This is a genomic window from Leucobacter faecis (assembly GCF_054456695.2).
In genome coordinates, this window is record NZ_JBTJER020000004.1 from 112,115 (window position 1) to 137,903 (window position 25,789).

General features: G+C 65.2%; 16 protein-coding genes and 1 riboswitch. Of the genes, 8 read left to right on the forward strand and 8 right to left on the reverse strand.

Features of this window, described 5'->3' with window-relative positions; genetic code table 11:
- Window positions 1-3 precede the first annotated feature (3 nt).
- On the reverse strand, window positions 4-5,268 hold the full coding sequence (locus ACXR2W_RS05735; protein WP_458813100.1) for a DUF7927 domain-containing protein: 5,265 nt from the start codon (window positions 5,266-5,268) through the stop codon (window positions 4-6).
- 302 nt (window positions 5,269-5,570) lie between these two features.
- Between ACXR2W_RS05735 and ACXR2W_RS05740 the strand changes: the two genes are divergently transcribed.
- Window positions 5,571-8,402 (forward strand): helix-turn-helix transcriptional regulator, encoded by a 2,832-nt coding sequence (locus tag ACXR2W_RS05740; RefSeq protein WP_458813102.1) that lies wholly within the window; start codon window positions 5,571-5,573, stop codon window positions 8,400-8,402.
- Window positions 8,403-8,858: 456 nt separating this feature from the next.
- Here the strand turns inward: ACXR2W_RS05740 and ACXR2W_RS05745 are convergent, their stop codons facing one another.
- Entirely contained in the window at window positions 8,859-9,755 is an 897-nt protein-coding gene (locus ACXR2W_RS05745; protein WP_458813104.1) for a bifunctional methylenetetrahydrofolate dehydrogenase/methenyltetrahydrofolate cyclohydrolase, read from the reverse strand.
- Between the two features lie 5 nt (window positions 9,756-9,760).
- A complete protein-coding gene (gene glyA / locus ACXR2W_RS05750; protein WP_458813106.1) occupies window positions 9,761-11,044 on the reverse strand; it encodes a serine hydroxymethyltransferase in 1,284 nt (427 codons plus the stop codon).
- Window positions 11,045-11,095: 51 nt separating this feature from the next.
- A riboswitch (ZMP/ZTP riboswitch) is annotated at window positions 11,096-11,193 on the reverse strand.
- A gap of 89 nt (window positions 11,194-11,282) precedes the next feature.
- Here glyA and purU point away from each other — a divergent pair.
- Window positions 11,283-12,167, forward strand: coding sequence for a formyltetrahydrofolate deformylase (purU, locus tag ACXR2W_RS05755; RefSeq protein ID WP_458813108.1), 885 nt, complete (start codon window positions 11,283-11,285; stop codon window positions 12,165-12,167).
- Window positions 12,168-12,304: 137 nt separating this feature from the next.
- Here purU and ACXR2W_RS05760 read toward each other — a convergent pair whose 3' ends face one another.
- The gene (locus tag ACXR2W_RS05760; protein WP_458813110.1) at window positions 12,305-13,111 is read right to left on the reverse strand and encodes a TetR/AcrR family transcriptional regulator; all 807 of its coding nucleotides are present in this window, start codon (window positions 13,109-13,111) and stop codon (window positions 12,305-12,307) included.
- A 272-nt stretch (window positions 13,112-13,383) separates the two neighbouring features.
- Here ACXR2W_RS05760 and ACXR2W_RS05765 point away from each other — a divergent pair, with 272 nt between their 5' ends.
- The 3 genes from ACXR2W_RS05765 (at window position 13,384) to ACXR2W_RS05775 (ending at window position 18,057) form a co-directional block, all read left to right on the forward strand.
- The gene (locus ACXR2W_RS05765; protein ID WP_458813112.1) at window positions 13,384-14,826 is read left to right on the forward strand and encodes an APC family permease; all 1,443 of its coding nucleotides are present in this window, start codon (window positions 13,384-13,386) and stop codon (window positions 14,824-14,826) included.
- Window positions 14,827-14,876: 50 nt separating this feature from the next.
- Complete coding sequence (locus tag ACXR2W_RS05770; protein ID WP_458813114.1) at window positions 14,877-16,532, forward strand: amidohydrolase; 1,656 nt, start codon at window positions 14,877-14,879, stop codon at window positions 16,530-16,532.
- Window positions 16,533-16,638: 106 nt separating this feature from the next.
- Window positions 16,639-18,057 carry an APC family permease gene (locus ACXR2W_RS05775; RefSeq protein WP_458813116.1) on the forward strand — a complete coding sequence of 473 codons (1,419 nt, stop codon included), beginning with the start codon at window positions 16,639-16,641 and terminating at the stop codon, window positions 18,055-18,057.
- Between the two features lie 76 nt (window positions 18,058-18,133).
- On the opposite strand, the gene ACXR2W_RS05780 is transcribed toward ACXR2W_RS05775, so the two are convergent.
- Both ACXR2W_RS05780 and ACXR2W_RS05785 read right to left on the reverse strand, forming a co-directional pair.
- A complete protein-coding gene (locus ACXR2W_RS05780; RefSeq protein WP_458813118.1) occupies window positions 18,134-19,138 on the reverse strand; it encodes a biotin--[acetyl-CoA-carboxylase] ligase in 1,005 nt (334 codons plus the stop codon).
- 49 nt (window positions 19,139-19,187) lie between these two features.
- Entirely contained in the window at window positions 19,188-19,595 is a 408-nt protein-coding gene (locus ACXR2W_RS05785) for a hypothetical protein (protein ID WP_458813120.1), read from the reverse strand.
- Window positions 19,596-20,666: 1,071 nt separating this feature from the next.
- Between ACXR2W_RS05785 and ACXR2W_RS05790 the strand changes: the two genes are divergently transcribed.
- From ACXR2W_RS05790 to ACXR2W_RS05800, 3 genes are read left to right on the forward strand one after another with little or no spacing between them, the layout of a single operon-like run.
- On the forward strand, window positions 20,667-22,259 hold the full coding sequence (locus ACXR2W_RS05790; RefSeq protein ID WP_458813122.1) for an acyl-CoA carboxylase subunit beta: 1,593 nt from the start codon (window positions 20,667-20,669) through the stop codon (window positions 22,257-22,259).
- Between the two features lie 9 nt (window positions 22,260-22,268).
- The gene (locus ACXR2W_RS05795; protein ID WP_458813124.1) at window positions 22,269-22,577 is read left to right on the forward strand and encodes a hypothetical protein; all 309 of its coding nucleotides are present in this window, start codon (window positions 22,269-22,271) and stop codon (window positions 22,575-22,577) included.
- Window positions 22,578-22,594: 17 nt separating this feature from the next.
- Window positions 22,595-23,296, forward strand: a complete 702-nt coding sequence (locus tag ACXR2W_RS05800; RefSeq protein ID WP_458813126.1) for an NUDIX hydrolase — start codon at window positions 22,595-22,597, stop codon at window positions 23,294-23,296.
- 23 nt (window positions 23,297-23,319) lie between these two features.
- Here ACXR2W_RS05800 and ACXR2W_RS05805 read toward each other — a convergent pair whose 3' ends face one another.
- Both ACXR2W_RS05805 and ACXR2W_RS05810 read right to left on the reverse strand, forming a co-directional pair.
- On the reverse strand, window positions 23,320-23,955 hold the full coding sequence (locus ACXR2W_RS05805) for a class II aldolase/adducin family protein (RefSeq protein WP_458813128.1): 636 nt from the start codon (window positions 23,953-23,955) through the stop codon (window positions 23,320-23,322).
- A gap of 61 nt (window positions 23,956-24,016) precedes the next feature.
- Window positions 24,017-25,741: a deoxyguanosinetriphosphate triphosphohydrolase family protein gene (locus ACXR2W_RS05810; protein ID WP_458813130.1), complete on the reverse strand. Its 1,725-nt coding sequence runs from the start codon at window positions 25,739-25,741 to the stop codon at window positions 24,017-24,019.
- Between the last annotated feature and the right edge of the window lie 48 nt (window positions 25,742-25,789).

A 25,789-nucleotide genomic window follows, 5' to 3' on the forward strand; every position in this document is an offset into this window, starting at 1 on the left:
AAGCTAGTTAAACTTTTGAGTCGTTGAAGTCTGTTTGCGGCGGCGCCACCAGAGCACCCCCGCGAGGGTGGCCACGAAGATCGCTGCACCGCCGACGGTGAGCATGACTGTGCCGTTGCCGCCGGTGAGTGGCAGGGGCTTCAGCTTCGCGTCGAAGATGGGAGCCGTCCACCCTGTCGGCATCACGCAGGCGGGTTGGTTGTTGGCGGGCAGCGCCCAGGCGTCTGCGCACTGAACCCTGAGGGCTTCACCGCCAGCGCTCGAGCCAGGCATCCCTGTGATACCTGCTGCAGATTCTCCCGCTCCGACCACGGGCATCGAGAGCCTGCCCTGGTAGTCGTACCAGGCAGCACTACCGGGTGCCACTCCCGCAGGGGCGGGCGAAGGAGTTGGTGCGGCCGGCGCGACCCACAATTTGAACGGCTGCGCAAGCAGCTGATGATTCGTGGGAGATTTCATCTCTGCCACCCAATACGTGCCGTGCCTGCCATTTGCAGCATTGCCGCCATTTGCCGCGCTCCCGGTGCGCCACCCTGTAAGGGGGGTGGTCCCAGTGTTATCCAAGTCACCGCCGCGTACATCGAGCGCACGCCAAGAGCCTGCGGCCTGTCCTTGGCTGTCTGCTGTCAGGGCGTAGAACAAACCACACTGGGGTTTCTGGTTGCCTGGATTCGCGAGATTCCACGCGGCGATCGCCGCCCATGTGGCAGAATTCTCACCAAAGTCAGGCGTGCCGCTCTCACTCGGATCAGAGCCCGGCGCCACGTAACCCGCACCAACATTCGGATTGTTGTTCGTGCGGCAAAGCCAGCGCGAAGGTGTACCGGCAGCAGCAAGCGCTTCCGTGTCAGCGAGCACAAACGTGCTTCCCACCAGGTTCTTGCCTGTGGGGTTCGATCCGGCGCCTTCAGCCGAGCTCTTCTTCCACAGGTGGAAGTAGCTGTCACCGAGCTCGTGCCAGGTTTTGCAGTCGTAGTATCCAGCCACATCACCGGTGGGCACTCCGGGTGCTGCCGCATTGCACCTATTGGGGTACACATTATTTTGCGAGCCCAACTTTGCGGCTTGCGCCTGGACCGTATTGACCCAGACTGCATTCGGCAATGCGGGCAGCGGGGCCCCTGAATCCTCAAACGCAACCGAAGGGTCTAAGGGGCTGGCCACAGAGCCGCCCTTCACGACGTACCCAATTACCGCAGTCACTGCACCTGCAGGGAAAGTGATAGCCGGAGTCTTGTACGTCCAAGTGCCGCCAGGAAACGCCTTTCCACCGGGGCGAGACGGGTCAAATGCGCCACTTCCAGTGAACTTCAGCTCGGGGCCGTTTGTCTGGTTGTATAGGTTTTTCCAGTCTTTCCGGTCTCCTGTCATTTCTACGCCTGCTGCGTTATAGAAGTTCACACCGTGCACGGCGCCGAGGCCGGCGATTGGTGAGGCGTTGAGGTCGAGCGTCGTTGCGGCCAGCGTTTCACTCATGTCGTCTTGCACTACGACGCCCGTGAGTGCTTCACCGCTGTAGTTAGTGACCGTGACGCGGTAGTAAATGTTGCCACCCGAATGGATCACAGCGCCGTCTTGCGGCTGCGAGTCCTTACGCACCGACCATGCCCGCACCGGGTTGTTCGTGCAGGTCGGCAGGTTACTTCCCGTAGGCGGCACACAGTCTGTCGTCGGGGCAGGGTCTGAAGCCTTCGCGAGGTAGTTGTTGAGTCGATACCCCTTCACCGCGGGTGATCCCGCGGCACCAGCCGCACGTGATACCGCATCGGTTTCGTTCGCTTTGACCTTGACACCGAACTTCACAGTGATCTTCGCGTACGCGGGCACGTCACCCGAGATGGCAATTTTCTTGGCGGTTGCGTCGTACACGGCAGTCACACCGTGTGAAGTGCCTACAGGCGAGACCGCCACGGTGAACTGAGGGGTGCCCCCGACCTGGTCTGAAGCGTTAAGCAGATCAGCGTCGTCGAGTACGTCTGCGAGGTAATCTGTGTACCCTGTTGCGGCCTTCGCCGTACCTGAGTTGTTATCAAATGTGAGCGTGTAATCCACACGGCTTTCTGGCGCCACCGTGGTGGTTGAGGCTGGCGACGACTCTTTCTTCACCTTCAGGTCTGGCTTGCGCGCATCGTTCTTGTAGGTGCAGCGCAGGTCGTTGCCCTTTGCGATATTGAGCGTCACTGCGGTGATCTCACCTGTTTCGGCGCTTGGCTTCTGCTGATCTCGGGTGAGCTTCAGCGCGTCTGTGCCCATCGCTGTTGATCCGGATCCCTCGCGCACGGCGCAAGTGAGATCACGCCAGGCATAGCCATGCTGCCACGGGGTTGTAGTCGGCCCGTCTTCGGTCAAGGCGTAGTTAGTTCCCACCGCGACGGGTTGCTTCACCGCGGTGCTGCCGGGCACCGTGAACTTCGAGTTCGTGCCAGTGCCGGTGGCCGTGAGGTTCCAGTGTGCCGAGGTGTTTGCGGCCCCTGGAGCTGTCGAGTTGTTCACGTCTTTGACGAGCGTCAGGTACGGGGGCGTGTACTTCACCTCACACGAAATCACCTCACCCGCTTGTACTTTTGAAAAAGCAGCACTGGGCGGGTTGGCACTTGTCTGGTTCTGCGCCGGCCAATAAGTCGTGGTGTTAGTGAGCGGGTCTGTTTTAGTGCATGCCCAGGTCACGGAATATGAGGAGGCGTTTGTATCTGTTGTCGCCGTAGTGAATGTGAGCTGCGTGCCACCAACGTCAACGGGTATGCCTTCAGTCTTGGTGCCGCTTAAAGCGGAAGGAGACGTCGTCGTTTCTGCTGAAAAACTGGTGCTCGCAGTAGCCACCTTGGCAGTGAAATTGCCTGAGGTCGGGCCACCAGATGAATTTAGGATCCGCTGATCTACCGAAACCTTTACTTCTGCCTTTGCAAAGATGACGCCGAAAGCAACCGCTTGCCTACCGTTTGAGGCGGGCGGGTAACTCATTTTCTGCTTCACTTGAAACGCGCCAGTCGCGTTGACTGGACGAGTTTGAAGCATTGCGGTGCCATTCTTAGGGGTGGCCTGACCGGGTGTGGCGTTGCAATATCGCGTCAGCGATGAGGAGTTTCCCGCGGGAAACTCCGCGACTGGTGTAGCCAAGCAAGCGTCGTTTCCGACCGCCGCGGTTCGTCGAGCTCCATCGGTGCCTGACAGATTCCATGCTGCTGGATTATTGGGCAACCACGTGAAGCCTGCACCGCCACTCGTTGTCCATTCGATTTTCTCACCCTGGTCGGTAGACTCCGCATCCGCCACCACGATGGCGTACTGCGCAGTCTTTACACCGTCTTTGTCTGCGAGCGAGATGCTGTTCAGCGTCAGCTCGGTAAATCCAGTGGCGTTATCGACCGTGTACAGAGCTGGTTCGCCTGCCACGCCTGTGTAGAAGTTCTTAGTACCCAGCACAGCTTGGGGCCAAGTTGGAAACCCGTGCGAGGTAATCGCCTTGGACATGTTGTTCGCCGAGCCTGACGATGAGATCGTCGCAGAGAGTTTGTAGCCTCCGGGAAGTTCAACTTCAATGGGCCAGTTCGAAACCTCGCCATAGAACGGGCCCGTGTCGTTATTTGTGCCCGCACCTGATTTGAAGATTGATGCGTTTCGGCTATTTCGCATCGCTTCGACGCTGTTGTTATTTGCGGAGTTGCTGGTAGACCCGCGCCCGCAGCCAACAAATGTGATCTGACCATATGCTGCGCCGAGCAGACTGCGGTAGGTAGCGGTGGTCCGAGCATACGCCACGGAGCCAGACCCTACGCGCGTCGGGCAGGTAGCCGTGTTATTAAACTGGGTCGAGTTGATCGAAGTTGTAACCGGAGCAACGTCTTGCACCCACTCGGTGGTAAAACCGGTGAGGTCAAGCCAGCAAAGCGATTCCGCATATGCCCCCGTTCCTGCGTTGGCATAGTGGCACCCGTTTGTCCCCGCGAGCGGCATCACGCCGTCCGCGGCGAGCGGCGCCATCAGCAGGCGCATGAACGAGCTTGGGCCTGCGGCCGCAGCACCGCTCTGCTCACTCTTGGACAGCTCAGGAACCCGTACTTCTGCAGAATCATCGATCTCAGCCGCTGGCTGCTCGGCGGCCGGCATTCCGTCTACTTCCTCGACGTCGGGGGCCTGCTCATCGGCAGTACCATCGCCTTCAGCAGCGCCGCCACTTTCGACAGCAGCAGCGTCATCGGCAATCTCAACGCGCTGCCCGTACACCGTGCTGCCCGCCAGCGCGTAGACGCTGCCAGCACCGGCCGCCACGGCCGTGGCACCTGCGGTGTCGATGCCGTCAATCGCAACAATCTGCGGTGCGACGCCCGCGGCAAAGGTCGACACCGAAGTGCCCACACCGTCGCCAGACAGTGCCAGAGTGAACCCAGCACCGGCGGCGAGCGCGCGCACGCCGGTCAGCCCCTCAACTGGTACCAACGCCGAGCCAGCCACAGACATAAACACAGACCCGGCATCGGTGAGCACCGTCACCGTGGCGCTCGTCGCCTGCACCGCAACCGGTGCGCGCTGCAATAGAGAAGTATCGATAGGCGCGAGCGTCACGCCCGACGAGGCGATCTGGCCGCTTAGAACAGAGCCATCTTGCAGCAGTACGGCGAGCGATCCGCTCGGCGAAACCGCAATGTCAAGCGCAGCGACGTCAAGCGCCGAAGGCCCAGCAGCAATCAATGAAGGAGTAAGCCCGACGCCCCACGCGTAGACAGTACCCGCATCGGTGCGCACGGCGGCCACGTCACCCGCGGCCACAACCTGTTCCACGCGCGCACCGTCAAAAATTCCAGCGTCAACAGTGGCAGGCACCAATGCTCCAGCAGCGCCGTCAAGCGCCCCAACGCTCGCTGACCCAACAGCAGGCCCGTCACCAACCGCTTCATTGCCGTTCCACGCGAGCAGCGCCCCGTCGTTCGTGACGGCGTACGCCGACTGGCCACCGGCTGCCACCTGCACGAGTTCTACGCCCGCACCGGCATCAGAGCGCCACGCAGCCAGAGCATCATCGGCAGCCGTGCTGCCCGTGCTCGGCGCACCGGGAGCACTCTCGCTCCACCGCACCAGCGCACCTCCCGCAAGCCCCAGCGCGAATCCGTCACCCACGGCTACGTCGCCAAACTCGCGCCCGTCCTCCAGCGTGACGGTAGAAAACGACCCATCATCAGCGGCGCCAAACGTAAGCTCTTCGGCAGCTTTAGCAGTCTCGGCGAGCGCGGGTGCGAGGCCGCCCGCGGGCGCCAGCAGCCCCACTGCCACCGCAAACGCGCACCACAGCGCGATCGCGCGTCGCGACCTACCCCTGAATGATCGGCTAATCGTTCTCCCCTAACTCGCCAGACGCATCACGCGGCCCCAGCCCCGCAATACACCACTACGTGAGAATAAGCCGTATGCTTGCGCTACACCCCACCCGAAACCCCACATTCTCCCCTTTCTTCACCCACTGAGTAACCTTGGGCTCACCCACACAAAACCCAAACTAGGCACATAGGATCCGCTATGACCCCACTCACTTTGCAGCGCTCTCGCGCAATCGCGCCCAGCGGGCGAGGCTGCTCATGCTGAACCCCACCCCAGACGCCCACTACGCCGATCACGACGGAGCCCCCGACGCAGATCCGAGCGCCGCAGCATACCCCGGCGGACCCGCCCTCACACGCGCCGTCGTCGTCGGCTCGCTCAAGCGTCTTGTGCAGCCCATGTCAGACGCGGTTGCCCAGCACGCGCTGCTGCTCGTGTGCGCCCCCGAAGGCTACGACAAGCGCGCCCTCGTGCACGCCTGGCTCTCGGGAGCCGCCGCCCGGCCCGCCGCCTGGCTGCGCGTCACCCCCTGCAATCGCGGCGACCTGTGGTCGCTGATCGCGCGCGAGCTCGCGGGTACCGGCGCCGATCCGGCCCCCGATCTTGCTGCGCACGCACGTGGAGACGCCAGCTCCGGATCCCCCGATGCCGCCGCCCTCGCGGCCGCTCAGGCCGCGGCGTCTCGGCTGGCCGCGGCACTCACCGAGCCGGTGACGCTCGTGATCGAGGGGTACCACCACGTGACGGGCGCCGACACCGATCTGGCGCTCGCGCAGCTGCATCAGCAGGCGCCACAGCTCACACTCATTGTGATCGCGCACCGCGTGCAGCTGCTCGACGGACCGTTCATGGCGAGCCGAGCGCGCATTGTGACGCTTGGGCCGGGGCAGTTGGCGCTGCCGCTGCCCCAGATACGCGAGACCGCGAACGCATTTGGGGTGTCACAGCGGGTGCTCTCCGAGCAGCTGCTGGCGTATACCCGCGGGTGGCCGGCAGCCGTGCGCACAGTGATCGCGGGTGACCCGCGCAGCGCGCTGCAGCAGTTTGCGCTCGAGAACCTCGAGGTGCTCAGTGATTCGGCGCAGCGCATCGTGCTTGCGACCGCGCTCGTTGAGTCACTCAGCGTGCCGCTCGCCGCCGAGTTCAACGGAAGTGACCTCGAGATTGCACAGCAGGCGATGCGCGAGCTGCTCGAACAGGGGCTCATCGAGGCCTGCACGGCCGAGCGCACGGAGTTTCGATGCCACCCCGCGGTAGCAGACGCGCTGCGCGCGCGTGCAGAACGCACCTATGCTGTGTCCGAGCAGCGCGCGTTGTTGCGCGGTCGCGCCGACATGTACGCAGACACCGCGCCCGTCACAGCGTTCTTCAGTTACTGCGCGGCGGGTGACTTCGGGGCCGCCGAGCGGCTCCTCGTCACGCAGTTCACCAAGATCACCGACGAGGGCGAGAAGACGGCCAGGCTCGTGCGCAAGCTGCCCGATTCGGTGTTGCTAGCGCACCCTGCTTTTGCGACCGCACGGTTGTTTTTCGATTCGGGCGACCCGTCGGTGCCCTTCTCGTCGATCGAGCACACGACTGCATTGTTTGTCAGGTCGCTCAGCCAACCCGAGCAGTCGCCAGTACCAGGCACCGCGATGTACCTACCGCTCGTCGCCCAGCACATGGGGGCTGCCCGTTTGCAGCAGAACTATGCGCGCGCCGACGAGTACGCGCGCGTACTCGAGGCTCAGCTAACACCGGTGCTTTCAATCGCGCACGAGCAGGCTGGCGTTGCCCTGGCCGATGCCGCTGCGGCAGCCTTCGAACACCCGTCGCCCCGTGACCTCAACGATGCCGCACTCGGCGTTCTTGTTACCGATGAGCCACACGGCGCGCTTCTTATTGTGTGCCGCGAGCTGGCGCTCACGGTCATCGCCGCCGGCCACACTTCGCGCGCCCGCAGTGCTTGGCTTGCGCTTCACAGCTATGCGTGTGCCCTCGAAGAGCAGGAATGGCGCGGCTTTGCGTCGGGCTCCATTCGCACCGTTACCGACCCCGAGTCGGGCCTCAAGTGGCAGCAGGCTGCCCTCAGTGGCCTCGCCTTCACCGAACTGCTCGACGGCAACATGCTGGAGTGCGCACGCTACCTCGAACGCGCCGACGCCATCGCGTTCCAAGGCATCACCGCGCCGGGGTCGACATGGGTACTCGGAGAGATCGCGCGCGCGCACCTGAGCGTCGAACTGCAGCGTCCTGACCAGCTCACGGCCGCCCAAGCCAGACTTGAACCGCTCCAGGATCGCGTCGAGCCGTGGCCCGCACTGCTCATCGCTGAGGCTGAAGCGACCCGCCTGCAGCGCGGCGTGGATTGGGCTTCAGCCCAGCTCGAGGCAAACATCACCCACGCGCGTCTATCTATGAACGGCGCCGCGAGCTGGGACGGGTGGCTAGCGGCCTACCGGGTGCAACTCAACACGGTCGCGGGGCAGCTAGCGCACGCCAAGTCTTTGCTCGCGCAGCTTGACAACACCTGCGTGTCATCTCAACTCGGGCACGCGCGCTTCGCGCTGTTTAGCGGCGACAACATGCGCGTGCTGTTAATTGCGCAGGGCATTAGCAATGCCGGATCAACCGTGCGTGAACGACTCGTGCGCTGCCTGATGATCACGTGTGCGGCGTGGGCCGTGGGCCGACATGCAGAGGCCGCTGCGTCGGCTGCATCAGCCGCCGGGATCTTTGCGTCGGCCGGACTGTCATCGCCGCTGTGGAGCGTGCCGCACGACATGCTCAGCGATGCACTCGAGGGGGTCATTGCGGCGGGCGAAGCACGCGAAAACGACGATCTCGAGCGGCTCCTCGAAGCAGTCGCTGCGGTGCCGCCTGCGGCACGGGCCATTCGCTACGAGCGTCTCACCGAGATGGAGCTGCGCACACTCACCGAGACGGCCGTGCACGCGAGCATCAATCAGACCGCCGAGGCGATGTTCGTGACCCCCGCCACGGTCAAGAAACACCTCAACTCGGTGTACCGCAAGCTGCACGCGAAGGGCCGCGACGAGGCCATCTTGCGGGCCAAGAAAATGGGGCTACTGCCCGTCGACGACTAACGTCAACCGGCAGCACTCAGACACTGTTGCCAGGTAGCACTTGAGTTGACCGGCTTGCAGAAGCTTCAGAGATTTTGTTATGAAGTTTGTCTCGTCTACGCGGCTCTTAATTCATAGTCGTGGTCGCTGATTCGGTCAATCAGGTGGATTCTGTGAAATCCATGGCTCCAACCCCGTACCCAAAAATATGCGCGACTACTTCCGCTTAAGCCAGCCCCAAAAGCGGAACTTGTCGCGCATATTTTTCCTCCGCAGTGCGCGTGAGCCAACCGGCACATAAGGGACTCGTAGATTTACTATGAGGGTTGGTTGTTTACACCGCCCTTGTTCTGAGTGGTGGTCACTAGATCGGTCAGTTCAAGGGCCGCGATGATGCCATCTTGCGGACCAAGAAGATGGGGCTGCTGCCTGTCGACGCCTAGCGTCAACCGGCAGCAGCCCCACCCAGTGGCCGAGCTAAGCGGTTGCCCGCTCAGCCATCTCCACCACGTTCTTGAGCAGCAGTGCACGGGTCATGGGACCCACGCCGCCCGGGTTCGGTGACATCCAGCCGGCGACGTCTGCCACCGCCGGAGCAATATCGCCCACCACGCGGCTCTTGCCCGTGACGGGGTCGGTCTTGCGCGAGACACCTACGTCGAGCACGATCGCTCCCGGCTTCACATGCTCGGGCTGCACGATGCCCTCGACGCCGGCGGCGGCGACGATCACGTCGGCCCGGCGCAGCTCGGCGCCCAGGTCGGTCGTACCCGTGTGCGTAAGCGTCACGGTCGCGTTGTACTCGCGACGCGTGAGCAGCGGCCCGATCGGGCGCCCCACTGTCACACCGCGGCCCACGACGACCACGTGCTTGCCCGCCCACGACAGGCCGTTGCGCTCGACGAGCTCGATCACACCGCGCGGCGTGCACGGCAGCGGCGAGGTGATCTCGGTGTTTGCGTTGAGCACGAGCCGGCCGAGGTTCGTCGGGTGCAGCCCGTCGGCATCTTTCGCCGGGTCGATGCACTCGAGAATACGGTCGGTGTCGATGTGCTTCGGCAGCGGCAGCTGCACGATGTAGCCGGTGCACTCGGGGTTCGCATTGAGCTCGGCAATAACCGCCTCGAGCTCCTCCTGTGTCACCGTCTCGGGCAGCTCGCGCTTAATCGACGCGATACCGACCTCGGCACAGTCACGGTGCTTGCCCGCGACGTACCACTGAGATCCCGGATCGCTGCCCACCAGCACTGTCGCGAGCCCGGGAACGACGCCCCGTGCCGCGAGTGCCGCTACGCGCTCGGTGAGCTCTTGCTTGATTGCTTTAGCTGCGGCGGTGCCGTCGAGCTTTTGCGCGGTCTGTGTTTCGTCTGCCATGCGAATTACCAGGTCTCAAGGCCCGGGTAGAGCGGGAACGCCTCGGCCAGAGCGGTAACGCGAGCCTTGAGCGCTTCGATGTCGCCAGTCTGCTGCAGCGTCAGCGCGATGATGTCAGACACCTCAGCGAACTCTGCGTCGCCAAACCCGCGAGTTGCGAGAGCGGGCGTGCCGATCCGGAGCCCCGAGGTGACCATCGGCGGGCGGGGGTCGAACGGAACCGAGTTGCGGTTCACCGTGATGCCCACGTTGTGGAGCGCGTCTTCGGCCTGCTGGCCGTCGAGCGGCGAGTGGCGCAGGTCAGCGAGCACCAGGTGCACATCGGTGCCGCCGGTGAGCACGTCGACGCCCGCAGCCTTCGATGCGTCGGTGGTGAGGGCCTGCGCGAGCAGCTTCGCGCCTGAGAGGGTGCGTACCTGGCGCTCCTTGAACTCGTCGGTCGCGGCGAGCTTGAACGCGGTTGCCTTGGCAGCGATCACGTGCATCAGCGGGCCGCCCTGCTGGCCGGGGAACACGTTCGAGTTGAGCTTCTTGTAGAGGTCAAGGTCGTTCGTGAGGATGAAGCCCGAGCGGGGGCCACCGATCGTCTTGTGCACGGTCGATGAGACGACATGCGCGTGGGGCACCGGGTTGGGGTAGAGACCCGCAGCAACGAGACCAGCGAAGTGCGCCATGTCGACCCACAGGGTCGCGCCCACCTCGTCGGCGATCGCACGGAACGCCGCGAAGTCGAGCGTGCGGGGGTACGCCGACCAGCCGGCGATGATCACCTTGGGCTTGTGCTCGAGCGCCTTTTCGCGCACCACGTCCATGTCGACGAGCATCGTCTCGGGGTCGACGCCGTAGTGCACGACGTTGTAGAGCTTGCCCGAGAAGTTGAGCTTCATGCCGTGGGTGAGGTGGCCGCCGTGCGACAGCTCGAGGCCCAGGATCGTGTCGCCGGGCTCGGCGATCGAGCTGAGTACTGCGGCGTTCGCGCTCGCGCCCGAGTGGGGCTGCACGTTCGCGTACTTCGCGCCAAAGAGGCTCTTGGCGCGGTCGCGGGCCAGGTCTTCTGCGACGTCGACGTACTCGCAGCCGCCGTAGTAGCGGCGGCCGGGGTAGCCCTCGGCGTACTTGTTGGTGAGCACCGAGCCCTGCGACTCGAGCACTGCGCGCGGCACGAAGTTCTCGCTCGCGATCATCTCGAGCGTGCCACGCTGGCGGCCGAGCTCGTTCTTGAGCACCTCTGCGATCTCGGGGTCGACGACCTCGAGCGGCTCATTAAAGAATGCTGACTGGGTTGACATGTGTGCTCCTCGTAGCTCAACTTCACGCTTTGGGCGCGCGAAAATGGATTCGGATTCGGCCCAGGCGAGCGGCCATTCCATCAGTGGAAAGGGTTAAAGTCGTCGTTCCCCGATGGTGTCCCATCTGCACGCCAGTCACGACGCTCGCAAGTTTAGCAAGTCTCGCCTCGATGCACGTGGCATGTTTCGCAGCGTGTAGCGGGGGTATCGCTCAGCGCGCATCGACTACCCTAAAGCCGTGACCAGTAACGACGCGACTAGCTCAAACTCCCAGTGGGTGCTCACCCTGTCTTGCATCGATGGGCCGGGCATCGTGCACGCCATCAGCGGCGCAATCGTCGCCGCGGGCGGCAACATCGAAGAGAGCCAGCAGTTTGCGTCTGCCGATACCGGTCGTTTTTTCATGCGGCTGCAGGTGAGCGCGGTCGCGCAGCCTGACACGTTTGAGGCTCGCTTTGCGGGGGCGCTCGCGCCCGTGACCGAGCGCTACCACATGTCGTGGCGGCTCGACGAGGTGGGGCGGCCCGTGCGCACCCTGCTGCTCGCTTCGACCGCGACGCACTGCGTCAACGACCTGCTCTACCGCCGCCGTGGCGGCCAGCTTCCCATCGAAGTGCCGCTGATCCTCTCGAATCACGAGACAGTGCGCGACATCGCCGAGTTCTACGACGTGCCGTTTGAGCACCGCGCGATTGCTGGCAAGGAAGACAAGGCCGCGTTTGAGGCGCGCGTGCTCGAGGTCGTCGAAGAGCAAAACATCGAGCTCGTCGTGCTCGCCCGCTACATGCAGATCCTGTCGCCCGAGTTGTGCGAGGCGCTGGCCGGCAAGGCGATCAACATTCACCACTCATTTTTGCCCGGGTTCAAGGGCGCAAACCCCTACAAGCAGGCGCACGAGCGCGGCGTGAAGCTGATCGGCGCGACCGCGCACTTCGTCACGACCGATCTTGACGAGGGCCCCATTATTGAGCAAGACACAGTGCGGGTGGACCACTCATACTCGGTGCGCGAGCTCACGCAGCTCGGCCAGGACGTCGAGGCGCGGGCGCTGCGCCACGCTGTCGCCTGGTTCGCTGAAAACCGCGTGCTGCACGACGGCGACCGCACGATCATCTTCAAGTAGGGATCGCGCGGCGCGGGTTCGAGTTGAGGTTCCAGAAATATGCGCGACTAGTTCCGCTTATGCCTGTGTGATAGACGGAAGAAGTCGCGCACATTTTGCGGGACCCGTAACTTTCTAGGCAGCGCCCGCAGGAGTCACTACCGCGCGGCGTCGAATTCGGCCTTGAACCCCGCGACGAGCGCGCGCAGCCCGAGTTCGAACGAGGCATCGGCAGGGCGCTGCCCCACCGCGCCAAGCGCCCGCTCACGCGCCGCATATGCCGACGTGAACGCTGGCGCCGCCGCGCCCGCGTCTGGTTTCATCATGTCGTCGGGCGCCGACGAGTCGAGCGCCGACCCCAGTATGAATGACTCGAGCGCGACGATCGCGACGAGCACTTTGCGCTCGTCCCACCCCGCGCGCACCATCGCTTCCACCACCCGGTCATACATGAGAATTGTCGCGCCTGCCCCCTCAAGCGGAATCACCGCGAGCAGCGCAATCGTCGACGGGTGCGCCGCAAAGGCTACCCGGTAGTCGCGCGCCCACTGTTCGAGCGCTTCGTCCCACGGCAGCGTGTCAAAGGCCGCGGTCGATATGCGGTCACTCACGAGCTCCCGCATACCCGCGATCAGCTCGGCCTGCCCGCTGACGTGGTTGTACAGTGCCGACGGCCGCACGCCGAGCCGCTTCGCGATCGCACGCATGCCAGCGCCCTCTGCCCCGTGTTCGTCGATCAGCGCCAGCCCGGCCTCAAGAATTAACCGCCGCGACAGCACGCTCTGCTTTGGTCGCCCAACCCGACGCTTCGGCGCGGTCGCGGTCGCGGGCGCGGTCGCGGTCGCGGTCGCGGGCGCGGTCGCGGTCGCGGGCGCGGGCGCGGGCGCGGGCGCGATCTCACCAGCAGAAGCACCAGCACCGGGCTCCGTTTCAGCCGACACGCCCGCCCCACCTTTGCTCGTCATCGTCGACCCTCCCAGTGTGTCTGCGCGGGCACCGCGCGCTTGATCCGGCGCCTTTACAGTACCCCGCTTTCGCAGCGACCCGACGCCACGCGCACGCCACCCGCACGCAGCACGCACGCGAAACACCACCCGCAGGGTAGTTCGACATCGAGCAAACACTCTCTCGACATCGAACAAATTGCGCACCGCGCCAGATTGAGTTAGTGTCATCACGAACTTAAAAGAACATTGTTCATTTAAGTGAGTTTGACCCAGCATCAAAGGAGATACGCGTGAGCACCACCCCGGGCAAAGCCCACCTGAAACGAGAGCTCGGCCTCGGCGGCCTCGTGCTCTTTGGCCTCGCATACATGGCGATCGCGACGGTCTTCACGACGTACGGCATCGTCAACCAGATCACCGATGGCAAGCTGCCGCTCGCGTACGTCGTGGCACTGCTCACTATGCTCTTCACCGCCAACAGCTACGCGTCGATGGTGCGCCGCTACCCCGTCGCAGGGTCGGCGTACACCTACACACAGCAGGCGTTCGGCGGCGGCGCCGGGTTCTTGACCGGCTGGGTACTGCTGCTCGACTACCTATTCATCCCGATGATCAACTTCATCATCTTGGGTCTCTACGTCAGCACCCAGTTCCCCTCGATCCCCGCGAAGCTCGTCTCGTTCATCACGCTCGTGGCTGTGTTTGCGTTCAACGTGTTGGGCATCAACCTCGTCGCGAAGCTCAACATTGCGATCGTGAGCATCTCGGCCGCCGTCATCGCCGTCTTCGCCATCTTCGCGTTCAAGATGGCAGTCGCAGACCCCTCCGCTCCCAGCATGATCGAGCCGTTCATTCCCGGCGCCGAGGGATTCAGCCCCATCTTCACGGGCGCCGCCGTGCTCGCCCTGTCGTTTCTCGGTTTCGACGCGGTCTCGACGCTGTCTGAAGAGGCGAAGCACCCGCGTCGCGACATTCCCCGCGCCATCATTCTCACCGCCCTCATCGGCGGCGGCCTGTTCATCGCCGTCTCGTGGGTGGGCGCTATCGCATACCGCCCCACCGACTGGGCTCTCATTCCCCGCGAGATGATCGACGCCGCCGGCATCGTGCTCGCGCACCACGTCGCTGGTGAGTGGCTCGGCATGCTGTTCGTGCTGTTCTCGGTGGCGGGCTGCTTCGGATCGGGCCTCGCTGGCCAAGTGTCTGTCGCCCGCATTCTCTACTCGATGGGTCGCGACGGCACCCTCCCCAAGCCGCTCGGCACCCTGTGGTCACGGTTTGGCACCCCCGTCGTCGCCGCAAGCACCGTGTCGGTGTTCGCGCTCGCAAGCCTGTTCCTCACGCTCGAGCAGGCGGCCTACATGATCAGCTTCGGAGCGCTCGCGGCGTTCGCTATGGTCAACCTCTCGGTGATTCGCGTGTACCTGTTTCCGCGAGCTGGCGGGGCCGCTGGCGAAGCTACCGGCGGGACCGCGCCCCGCGATGCCCGTTCGTTCAAAAACATCGTTCTGCACGGCATTTTCCCCGCGATCGGCCTCGCGCTGACCCTGTGGCTGTGGACCTCACTCGAGACCATGACCTGGGTAGTGGGCGGCATCTGGTTCGCCATCGGCCTCGTGATTCTCATCGTCAAGACCCGCGGATTCAAGAAGCCTGTGCCACGCATGGACTTTGCTGAAGGCCCCGAAACCACCGCCATCGACGCGATGGTCGAAACCGCCAGCGCCAAGTAAGCAGCACGCAGTAACCTCACCCCAAGACCGTTTCGCGTTAGGAGCACACCATGACCCTCACCGTATTCACCGGCGGCACGATCATCACGGCCGCACGTCTCGACGGCAGCCACGCCACGACCGATGCCCTCGCAATCGAGGCGGGTCGGGTCGTCGCCCACGGCGACGAGGCGCGTGCGCTCGCGACGCCCACCGCGAGCACGCATGATGATCCGGATCATGCCGCGCCCCAGTCGCCCGTGGTGATCGACCTCGCAGGCGACACGGTCGCGCCCGCCTTCGGTGAGGGGCACGCGCACCCCGTGCTCGGCGGGCTCGAGGCGCAGGGGCCTGCGGTGCGCGAGGCGGCAGACCTCGCGGGGATCCTCGCGGCGGTCGCGCGGTGGAAGGCTGAGCATCCCGAGGCAGCGTGGATCGTCGGCGCGAGCTACGACGCTACGTTCGCGCCGGGCGGCCGGTTTGACGCGCGCTGGCTCGACGAGGTGACGGGCGACACCCCCACCGTGCTGCGCGCCTGGGACTACCACACCGCGTGGGTCAACACGGCAGCGCTTGAGGCCGCGGGCATCACGGCAGACACCCCCGACCCCGAGCTCGGCCGCATCTTGCGCCGCGAAGACGGCAGCCCGCTCGGCACACTGCAGGAGGCAGCTGCGAACGACCTGCTCGCACACGTCGTGCCCGCGTTTGCGCTCGAAGACCGCGTGCGCGCGCTCGAAGATGCGACGCGCATGTACGCCGAGCAGGGCACCACCTGGGTGCAAGACGCGTGGGTCGACGCCGCCGACATCGACGTGTACCGGGCTGCCGCGGCCGAAAACCGGTTGCACACCCGCGTAAACCTTGCCCTGCGCGCCGACCCCGCATCGTGGCGCGAGCAGCTCACCGAGTTTGCGTCGGTGCGTGAAGAGTTTCGCGCCCTCGATCACCCCCGGGTGAGCGCCGAGACGATCAAGTTCTTCGTCGACGGCGTGATCGAAAACCACACGGCAGCGCTCACCGAACCGTACGCAGACACCCCGGGCGACCGCGGCCTGCCCAACTGGAGCGAAGACGAACTCGTCGCCGCCGTCACCGCGCTCGATGCGGCCGGGTTTCAGCTGCACCTGCACGCGATCGGCGACCGCGCGGTGCGCATCGCCCTCGACGCGCTCGAAGCCGCGCAGGATGCCGAGCCGGGCCGCAGCCGCGCCCACGTCGTCGCACACGTCGCGATGCTCGCCCCCGAAGACGTGTCGCGGTTTGCAAAGCTCGGCATCATCGCTAACTTCGAACCGTACTGGGCGCAGTGCGACGCCGTGATGCGGGCGCTCACGATTCCGCACATCGGGCACGACCGCGAGTCGTGGCAGTACCTGATCGGCTCGGTCGTAGGCTCGGGCGCGACCGTCTCGTTCGGCAGCGACTGGCCCGTCACCACGAAGGACTGGCGGCCCGCTCTCGCCACGGCGATCGCGCGCCGCGACGTCTTTGACCCCGCCGACGCGTCATGGCTGCCCGAGGAGTGCGTGACCCCGGCGACCGGCCTCGCTGCCTACACGACCGGCATCGCGCGGCAGGCCCTCGCGCCGGATCGCGGCACCCTTGCGATGGGCTACATCGCCGACCTGGTGCAGTTGTCGGCGAACCCGCTCGAGGTCACGCCCGAGGAGATTCCCGCCATCGAGGTGCGGGGCACCTGGCTCGCAGGCGAGCGCACGTTCTAGGAGGCGAGTGAACGTTGTTCATTTAGGCCAGATTCGCGCTATGATTCTGGGCGCGGGGAGCTTACACTTCGAGTGACCGCCCCGCACCAGCATCAAAGGAGATACTGTGAGCGAATCAGCCAGCCCCCACCTGAAACGAACCCTCGGGCTCGTCGGCCTGACCCTGTTCGGCGTGACCTACATGACCGTGATCACGGTCTTCACGACCTACGGCATCGTGAACCAGGTCACCGACGGAAAGTTGCCCGCCGCGTACGTGATCGCCGTCGTCGCGATGCTGTTCACCGCGGCCTCGTACGGTGCGATGGTGCGCCGCTACCCCGTCGCAGGCTCGGCCTACACCTACACGCAGCAGTCGTTTGGCGGCGCGGCCGGATTCTTGACCGGCTGGGTGATGCTGCTCGACTACCTGTTCATTCCAATGATCAACTTCATGCTCATTGGCATTTACTTGAACACGCAGTTTCCGGCCGTACCGGTGTGGGCGTTTACGCTCGCCGCGCTGCTGCTCGTGCTGCTATTCAACATCTTGGGCATCAACCTGGTGAACAAGGTGAACTTCGCGATCATCGCCCTATCGGTGGTGCTCGTCGTGATGTTTATGGTGCTCGCATTCAAGAGCGCCTTTGGCGGCGACGCCTCGGTGAGCCTCATCGAACCGTTCACGTTTGGTGAGGGCGGCATCGGTGCGGTCGCGTCTGGTGCCGCGATTCTCGCGCTGTCGTTTCTCGGGTTCGACGCTGTCTCGACGCTGTCAGAAGAGGCAAAGCACCCGCGCCGCGACATTCCCCGCGCGATCATTCTGTCGACGCTCGTCGGCGGCCTGTTCTTCATTCTCGTCTCGTGGGCGGGCGCGGCAGCGTTCTCGCCCGACTGGTCGACACTGTCAGACACCGAAATCGACGCGGCCGGCGTCACCGTGATGAACAACATTGGCGGCGAAGCGTTCACCGCGTTCTTCGTGGCCGTGTACGTGGTCGGCGCGTTTGGCTCGGGCATGACCGGGCAGGTGTCGGTGTCGCGCATCCTCTACGCGATGGGCCGTGACGGCATGCTGCCCCGCCCCCTCGCACACCTACACCACCGCTTCGGCACCCCGATCATCGCGGCTTGCGTCGTGTCGTTCTTTGCGCTGTCGGCGCTGTTTCTGTCGCTCGACGTGGTCGCGTTTATGATCAGCTTCGGTGCGCTGGCGGCGTTTGCGATGGTCAACCTGTCGGTGGTTCGCACCTACATCTTTACGCGCGGCGGGCGGCGCGAGGCGTTGACAGTTCGTCTGGTGCTGACAAAGCTCGTCGCGCCGCTCATCGGGTTTGGCCTGACGATCTGGCTGTGGACCTCGCTGCAGCCCACCACCTGGATCGTGGGCGGAATCTGGATCGCGATTGGTGTGGTGATCATCGCGATCGTGACGGGCGGCTTCAAGCGCCCCGTGCCGAAGATGGACTTCTCGGAGGCCGACCCCACCACCGAGCAGATCGACGCGATGGGGGCAGAGTACCCGCTGCACGGCGAGCGGGGGTAGGTACGCGTTGCGGGTGCGGGCTGCGTTGGCCTAGCGGTCTGGCGGAGCGTCTAGCCTGCGCGTCTAGCCTGCGCGTCTAGCGCAGGTGCTCAACGTCGCCCGCACTCACTGTGAGCTCACCGCCCGTCGGCAGATCGACAACGAGGGAGCCGTCTGCGGCGAGCGCACGGGCGCGGCCGTCGACGAGTTCACCACCGGGCAAGTGCACACGCACCTCGGTGCCGAGCGTGAGTGAGCTGCGCAGCACCCGGTTACGCACCGCGTCGGGGTGGGTGCCGGCGAGCTCTGCCAGCTTCAACAGTTCGTGAGCGATCGTGGCGAGCAGGTGGTCGGCGAGCGCGGCGCCCGCATGATCCGCGAAACTCTCGGCACCGCCCACCGCGGCGCCCGCGGCCAGCAGTGAAGTGGCGCGGCCAGTGGGCAGTTCCCACTCGGGAATCAGCACGTTGAGCCCCATGCCCACGATCGCACTGCCGTCGGGCAACAGCTCACACAAAATGCCGCACAGCTTCTTGCCCGGGCGGCCAGCGATCGCGTCGTCTTCGTCACGTACGTGCACGTCGTTGGGCCACTTCACCCCCACGCGCAGCACTTCGCGCTGCTCAAAGCCGACGAGGTCGTCTGTGTAGCCGTCGGTCTCGCCGTCGCACGCGGCGGTGAAGAGGGGTTGCAGGGCCGCCTGCACCGCCGACCCGGCAATGAGTGGCAGCCAGGCGGGGCCGAACTCGCCCCACTGCGCGAACGCCACGTTCGGCGCGACGGAGCCGCTGCCTTGCTCGTGCTGGTGCTCGTGCTGGTGGTGGTGCTGCTCGTGTTCCCTGTGACCGTGTTGCGGGTGCAGCCCAAACCCGCGCACGAGCACCGACATCGCGAGCGCCGAGCCGGGCGGCGTCACCCAGCCGCGATCGAGCCTGCCTCTACCGGCGGTCTGGTTATCGGTCGCGAGCAGGGCGCCGTGCGGCAGCGGGGCGCCAGCGCGGGCGCGATCCTGCGCGAGATCACGCAGCTCGGCGTTCGTCGAGGCAGACGCCTCGCGCCACAGCACCTCGGGCAGCAGTTCGCGCGTTCGCTTCAATTCCATAGTTCACGAGCGTAGCCCTGTTGCCCGCGGCGTGGGGGCTGCGTGCCGGTTATGGGCGCCAGCCGCGCATGATCATGCGGGCTTTGACACGCTCGATGAGCTCGTAGCGTCGGCGATACTGCAGGTCAGCCGTGATGCGTAGCATGAACCACCCTCCCTCTTCATAGTCACTCCCTTTGTCGACATCACGGCTCCACTGTTTACTCTCGGTACGATGGTGGTCGCCTTCGTACTCGAGCGCAAACTTGATATCGGGGTACGCGCACTCACTCGTGCCGAGATATCGACCCGCAGTATTGTAGACGTCGACATCGAGGCTGGGTTCTGGCAACCCGGCTTCGACAAGCAGTAGCCGCAGGTGGCTCTCGGGCGCCGAGGCGCTGCCCGTGCGCAGAAGCGGCAGTGCCTCGCGCAGAAGCGGGCGGCCGCGCCGTTCGCGCTGCTGGGTCTCGGCCATGAGACGTGCCAGCGTTGCGTGGGCCAACCTAGGCCGTGGACCTAGGTTGCCCCCGACGCGCGGGGTATGAATAATGCCGTCACCCAGTGCGACGCGATCTGGCAACCGGAGGGCGGGGGCGTATGTGACCCAAATGCTCGACGGGTCAAGAGTGGGCAGTAGATCCTTTCGCACGACCGAGATAAGGCGTGCTACGAATCGTCTGCCCTTGACTCCCCGCCGACGAGGGAACGGCTGCCCCTCACAAACGCCCACCTCGACTAATTGTGGTGCTCGTGTATTGATAGGCACCGGCAGCTTCCAGATGATCGCGGCAGTGATGCCCGCGAAGAATTCACCAGGTTTCATCACTTTGGTGTACGCCAGTGCGCGCTGAATGTGTTCTTCACGCCATTGCTTCGCGGGGTGGGTGGGTTGTGGGCGCTGAGCTTCTTGTGTTGGGCTCCGGTCCACGGGGAATGTTCTGACACCATGAAACGGCCGCGCGAGGTTCGGGCTGCGCCACTGCCAATCGGTGAGGCCCTCGGCACGCGCACCCGCCCGGCTCAAGCTTGGGGCCTTGGGGGTATTGGGCTCTTCGTAGTATCGGTCACGCATGCTTCTACTATCGAGAGCGGTCGGGGCCATGTGTAGGGTCAGTTCACGGTTGTGCATAACTCTCGAATTTGCGTCTAATACGCGACCTGTGGACAACATGTCACGCTGTTGCCCCGCGCCGCAGGTCCCCGTCACGCTCCGCTGTGCCCTCGCATCGAATTTTGGTACAGAAGTGGTTGGTGAACAGGCCGCATCGCCGCAACATTTGCACCAAAGTTTCCACACCGCAGGAACGACTAGTTTGTTGGTACAAAAGTGGTCGGTAGACGGGCCAATTCACCACAACATTTGCACCAAGGTTATTGCGCTCCAAGCACAACCAATTTGTGAGCGAAAAGGAAGCTCGCACTCTCGCGTGCAGTTAGCTTAGGAGCCCGCCAACAACCCCACCCGTAGGGTTTCAACGAAGGAATCGCGATTCCATTGGAGCTTATATAAGGGATACGGGCAGCAGCCCGCGCTAGGCTGGCATGCGTGACTGGAGACATCAACGACCTCGCTACGACCGCAGGTCGCATCGCCGACCACCGCCAGAAGTACCAAGAGGCGGTGGGTGACCGCGACGCGGCCGCCGCCGCCAAGCAGCACGCCCGCGGCAAGATGACCGCGCGCGAGCGCATCACGGCACTGCTCGACCCCGGCTCGTTCGTCGAGTTCGACAAGTACGTGAAGCACCGCACACACGGCTTCGGCATGGAAAACTCACGCCCCTTCGGTGACTCGGTCGTCACCGGCGCCGGCACCATTCACGGCCGCCAGGTTGTCGTGTACTCGCAGGACTTCACCACGTTTGGCGGCTCGCTCGGCGAGGTCGCCGGCGAGAAAATCGTTAAGGCCATGGAGTTCGCGCTCAAGACGGGCGCCCCCTGCCTCGGCATCCTCGACTCGGGCGGAGCCCGCATCCAGGAGGGCGTCGTCGCCCTGTCAAAGTACGCCAACATCTTCAAGCTCAACACGATGTGCTCGGGCGTGATCCCCCAGATCTCCATCATCATGGGGCCCTCGGCTGGCGGCGCGGTCTACTCCCCCGCCCTCACCGACTTCGTGATCATGGTCGACCAGACGAGCCACATGTTCGTCACCGGCCCCGACGTGATCAAGACCGTCACCGGCGAAGACGTCGGCTTCGAGGAGCTCGGCGGCGCGCTCACCCACAACCAGAAGAGCGGCGTGAGCCACTACCTCGCGAGCGACGAGCACGACGCCCTCGACTACGCGCGCACCCTCATCGGCTACCTGCCCGACAACAACCTGGCAGAGGCGCCCGTCTACGACACCGACACGGCACTCGAGATCACCGATCTCGACCGCAAGCTCAACCAGGTGATCCCCGACAGCCCTAACCAGCCCTACGACATGAAGACGGTCATCGAGGCGATCCTCGACGGCGGCGACTTCCTCGAGGTGCAGCCGCTGTTCGCCCCCAACATGCTCATCGGCTTCGGCCGCGTCGAGGGCCGCACCGTCGGTATCGTCGCGAACCAGCCCAACCAGATGGCGGGCACGCTCAACATCGACGCGAGCGAAAAGGCGGCACGCTTCGTGCGCTTCTGCGACGCGTTCTCGATTCCCATCCTCACCCTCGTCGACGTGCCCGGCTACCTGCCCGGCACCGACCAGGAGCTGCAGGGCGTCATTCGCCGCGGCGCGAAGCTGCTCTACGCCTACGCTGAGGCGACCGTGCCGCTCGTGACGATCATCACGCGCAAGGCGTACGGCGGGGCCTACATCGTCATGGGATCGAAGCAGATGGGCGCCGACTTCAACATTGCGTGGCCCACCGCCGAAATCGCCGTGATGGGCGGATCCGGCGCCGTAAACATTCTCTACCGCAAGGAGCTGGCTGCCGCGGCCGCTGCGGGCGAGGACGTCGAGGCGCTGCGTGCCGAGCTCACCGCGAAGTACACGGCCGACGTGACGAGCCCGTTCCTCGCTGCCGAGCGCGGCGAGCTCGACAACGTGCTCGAGCCCGCGGGCACCCGCCTCGCGGTCATCAAGGCGCTGCGTGGCCTGCGCGGCAAGCGCGCCGAGATGCCGGCGCGCAAGCACGGCAACATTCCGCTCTAGGCGCGCACGATGACTGAGCAAAATCTAGTTCCGGATCACGGCACCGCCGACCTCCTTCCCCCCGACGCGTCGGCACGCGATGCGGCGCGGCGGGAGGAAATGGGTGACGCCGATGCGCACCTGACGGGTGACGATGTGCGCTTCATCACGAAGCAGGTGTCGGACGCTGAGCGTGCCGCGGTGATCGCGGTGCTCACGCAGGTGCGCGCCGAAGAGACCGAGCGTGTGAAGCGGGTGGAGCGCCGCGAGCGTGAGCCGTGGGCGCGGTCACAGCGTGTGCCCGAGGGCATCAGCGACCTGCTGATCGAGGGCAGCTAGCGCGCTAGGCTGGGCGTATGACCCCGAGTCCAGCTGATGCGCTGCGCGACCTGCGCGGGCTGATGCGGCGCGGGGTGAGCCTCGACTTTGACCCGCAAGGTCCGCTCGCTTCGCGCCCCATGCGGCGTTCAGCCGTGCTCATTCTGTTTGGGGCGCTCGACAGTGTGCCCGCGCGCGGTAGCGCGATGCCCGTGGCGGCTGAACTTGACGTGCTACTCACCAGGCGCGCCACGGGCATGCGGCATCACGCCGGTCAGATCGCGTTCCCCGGTGGCGGAGCGGACCCCGAAGACGCAGACTCCGTCGCAACCGCGCTACGCGAAGCGCACGAAGAGACCGGGCTCGACCCTGCAGGCGTCGAAGTACTCGGTGAGCTCCCCGAGATCCACCTGCCGGTGAGCAACAACCTCGTCACCCCTGTGATCGGGTGGTGGCACAACCCCAGTGAGGTCGCGGCAGATCACACCGAGTCGGTCGACGTGTTTCGGGCGCCGGTCGCCGAGCTGCTCGAACCGGCCGCCCGCGGCACGTCGGTGCTCACCCGCGCCACACAGGCTGGAACCACCATCACCCACCGCGGTGCCGCGTTCAAGTTAGCCCCGCGCCTCGGCGAGCACATCGTGTGGGGCTTCACCGGAATCGTGCTCGCGACCCTGTTCGACGAACTGGGTTGGGCGGCCCCGTGGGACGCGACGCAGGAGTTTGCGGTGCACCCCTGATCCGGAGCGAGAGCGAGCCGCGGTTACGCGTGCGTCGCGTCGCCCGCAGGGAACACCGTGTCGGTGTCGCCGAGCTGCAACGCGAGCGCGGTCGCCTGGGCCGCGTCTTCGAGGTTGAGCGCGCGACGGTACGCCATGTCGACCGAGTCGGCGACGACCGAGCAGCCGTGGTGCTGCATGATCACGCAGTTGTGCTCGCGTAGCGCCTCGGCCGCGGTGTCAGCGAGCTCGTCGGTGCCGTTGTGGAAGAAGGGCGTCACGCCGATCGAGCCGACGTAGTACGCGTGGTCGAGCGTGAGCAGCCGCACCGGCTTCTCGAGGCTCGCCATCACGACCGCGGTGCGCGGGTGCAGGTGCAGTACGCACGCGATGTCGGGGCGGGCGAGGTAGGCGCGGTGGTGCAGCTTCCACTCGCTTGAGGGTTTCGCGCCGCCCTCGCGCGCGGCCCCGGTTTCGCTCGGGTCCAGGGTGAGCGTCGCGAAGTCGGCGGGGGTGAGGCGGTCGAGCCAGGTTCCGCTGCCCGAGACGACAAACTCGGTGTCGCTCACGCGCGCAGACAGGTTGCCAGCGCTCGCCAGCACGAGCCCGCGTGCGACCGCGTCGCGGCCCACCTCAATGAGTTGCTCGATGAGGTGGGCGGCGTTTCGTTCGTTCTTCACCACACCAGGGTACCGCGCTGCCTGCGCGAGCAGCCTGCGTGAGCAGCCTGCATCCCCCGGCCTACCCGGTGAGTTCGCCGCCCATCAAACTGCGGTGCGTCGTGACCGCCTGCTGGTCGCTGAGAGATGCGACGTAGTCGAGAATCGCCCGCGCGCGGCCCTGCCGCCACAGCCCCGCGTCACTCGTGTCGCCGAGCAGCAGTTCGGGGCGGTTATCGCGCAGCGCGAACGTCGCCTCCGTCGACTCAGCCACCCACTCGAGCAGTCGCCTCGGGGCCCGCCCCGCGTCATCGGGATCGGTGAGCCAATCATCAAACCCGAGGGTCAGCTGCTCAACAATACGCGCCATGCCTCGCTGCGGGCCCGCGAGCTCGGGGCGTTCAAGCACAAAGTGGGCGTGCACAAACTTGAGCACCGCGACCTCGTGCCAAGCCTGCTGGCCCAGGCGCACCGGGCCGCTGCGTACATTCGGGTTTTCCTCGACCACGATCGAGGTGCGTAGGTGCTCGATCCAGCGTCGCGTGAACCCCGAGACGGCCCGCTCCGAGTCGATGCCGCCGTCATAGGGTACGGCGAGCAGGCCGTCACCGAGTTCTTCGCTGACCCTGCGCACCGCCGCCGCAAACGCCTCACGGTCGGCGATCCAGCCGTCTTTGTCGTGCAGCCGCAGCCACAGCAGTTCGAGCGAGTGGCCCGGAGTGCGCCAGCTCGCGGCCAGCTCGCCTCGGTGCATGGCGTCGAGCGCGGTTGATCCGGCCAGCCAGGCCCGCAGCTCCCCCGACACAGCCGCGTGCTGCAGTACCCCGGCCCGCGTGAAGTCGTCGAGGTCGTGCACGGCGTAAGCGATGTCGTCGGCGAGATCCATGACCGCGCATTCGACGGTCTGCATGCCCCGTTTGATGCGGGGAAAGGCGGCGAGCGCCGCATCCATCTCGTCGGCTTCGAGCGCGTAGGCCGAAAACTTTTCGGCGCCGTTCAGCGGGTCATCGCCGACGCCGCGGGGGCGCCCCGCAGCTGGCATTGCTGTGGCGGTGTCACCGAGCCAGGCGCCCCGCGTCCAGGGGTACTTGAGGGTTGCCGCCCGCGTCGCCGCGGTGAGATTGAGGCCGGGAAACTGGCGTCCCAGGGTGTCGAGCTTCGTCAGAATCCGCAGCGTTTGCGCGTTCCCTTCAAACCCCTCCGCCAGCCCAAACCGCTCACGGGCGACGCGATCGAGCACGCGTTCGCCCAGGTGGCCAAACGGCGGGTGCCCGAGGTCGTGCGCGTGCGCGGCGGCTTGCGCGACGATGGTGTCGCAGCCACCCAGCCGCGACAGCACTCGGCCTGTCTCGTCATCGAGCGGTGACTCGCCGCGGGTGTAGGCCTCGTGTCGCGCAACCTTGCCCGCCAGCTGCGAGGCGATGACTCGCGCAACCGCGCTCACCTTGAGCGAGTGGGTGAGCCGGTTGTGCATGACGGGGCCAACGCCCGACTGCGGCATCACCTGCGTCACGTCAGAAAGCCTGGCGAAGTACGACGAAAAGCGCACGCGTTCGAGGTCGATCCGATATTCGAGGGGGTCCTGGCGCGCTGTGCGAGCCCCGGTCTGCGCGTCGAGCCTCGGTTCGTCCTCGTACTCACTGGGCGCGCGATGCTGCGAGGTCTCATGCTCGACGTAGCGGCGTGCCTCACGCGCCGGGGCCGCCCCGGCACCGCCAGCGTGCTCGCGTTCGCTCGTCGCTTGCGCACGCGTTCGATCCGGATCATGGCCTTCGGCGCGCCTCTGCGCGGGGTCCTGCGTCAGCATGACCCCATTCAAGCATGTCAGAGGTGCGGGTTATGATGACCGGCATAA